Origin of the sequence: Actinosynnema sp. NPDC023658 (assembly GCF_040639995.1) — a bacterium.
Taxonomy (GTDB): Bacteria; Actinomycetota; Actinomycetes; order Mycobacteriales; family Pseudonocardiaceae; genus Actinosynnema.
Genome location: NZ_JBFAAX010001252.1, coordinates 1 through 1,455, shown reverse-complemented (window position 1 = coordinate 1,455; position 1,455 = coordinate 1). Strand labels below are relative to the sequence as shown.

2 protein-coding genes are annotated in these 1,455 nt (G+C 70.0%); both read right to left on the bottom strand.

What is annotated here, in order from left to right; genetic code table 11:
• Positions 1-40 precede the first annotated feature (40 nt).
• A complete protein-coding gene (locus tag AB0G02_RS40005; RefSeq protein ID WP_360805694.1) occupies positions 41-793 on the bottom strand; it encodes a YebC/PmpR family DNA-binding transcriptional regulator in 753 nt (250 codons plus the stop codon).
• Positions 794-811: 18 nt separating this feature from the next.
• A complete protein-coding gene (pdxT, locus tag AB0G02_RS40000; RefSeq protein WP_360805697.1) occupies positions 812-1,447 on the bottom strand; it encodes a pyridoxal 5'-phosphate synthase glutaminase subunit PdxT in 636 nt (211 codons plus the stop codon).
• Positions 1,448-1,455 lie beyond the last annotated feature (8 nt).

Genomic DNA, 1,455 nt, shown 5'->3' with positions numbered 1-1,455 from the left:
GGCGGACCGGCGCGGGGCTGAGGGGAACCACCGGGCGAGGTCAGTCGACCTCGGCCATCACCTCGTCGGACACGTCGAAGTTCGCGAACACGTTCTGCACGTCGTCGCAGTCCTCCAGCGCGTCGATCAGCTTGAAGATCTTCCGCGCGCCCTCGGCCTCCAGCTGCACCGACACCGACGGCAGGAAGTTGGCCTCGGCCGACTCGTAGTCGTACCCGGCCTCCTGGAGCGCCTTGCGCACCGCGACCAGGTCACCGGCCTCGGACACGACCTCGTAGCTCTCGCCCAGGTCGTTGACCTCCTCCGCGCCCGCGTCGAGCACCGCCATGAGCACGTCGTCCTCGCTCAGGCCGTCACCCTTCGGCACGATCACGACGCCCTTGCGGGTGAACATGTACGACACCGAGCCGGGGTCGGCCATCGAGCCGCCGTTGCGCGTCATCGCGGTGCGGACCTCGGACGCGGCCCGGTTGCGGTTGTCGGTCAGGCACTCGACCAGGACCGCCACGCCGTTGGGGCCGTAGCCCTCGTACATGATGGTCTGCCAGTCGGCGCCGCCCGCCTCCTCGCCACCGCCGCGCTTGCGGGCGCGCTCGATGTTGTCCAGCGGCACCGAGTTCTTGCGCGCCTTCTGGATGGCGTCGTACAGGGTCGGGTTGCCGTCGGGGTCACCCCCGCCGGTGCGGGCCGCCACCTCGATGTTCTTGATCAACCGCGCGAAGAGCTTGCCGCGCTTGGCGTCGATTGCGGCCTTCTTGTGCTTGGTGGTCGCCCACTTTGAGTGGCCGCTCATTTCTCCTCCGTCGAATCCTCAGCCCGCGGCACGGACCATGTCCACGAAAAGGCGGTGCACCCGCCCGTCACCGGTCAGTTCCGGGTGGAACGAGGTGGCGAGCACGTGCCCCTGCCGAACCGCGACGATCCTACCGGCGGCCTCACCGGCGTCCTCGGATTCGGGCACCCGGGCGAGTACCTCCACGTCCTCCCCCGCCGATTCGACCCACGGGGCGCGGATGAACACGGCGTGCACCTCGCCCACGTCGGTGAAGTCGAGGTCGGCCTCGAAGGAGTCGACCTGCCTGCCGAACGCGTTGCGGCGCACCACGATGTCGAGCCCGCCGAGCTGGTGCTGGTCGGGGCGCCCGTCCAGCACGCGGTCGGCCAGCAGGATCATCCCGGCGCACGACCCGTAGGTCGGCATGCCCTCCTTGACGCGGGCGCGCAGCGGCTCCAGCAGGTCGAACGTGGCGAGCAGGCGGCTGATGGTCGTCGACTCGCCGCCCGGCAGCACGACGCCGTCGACCTCGGCCAACTCCTCGGGGCGGCGGATCGGGCGGGCCAGCACGTCGGCTTCGGCCAACGCGACGAGGTGCTCACGGACGTCGCCCTGAAGGGCGAGGACACCGACGACGGACACGGCTGGTCTTCCTCCTAGGTGAACTGCCACCAGCCTAG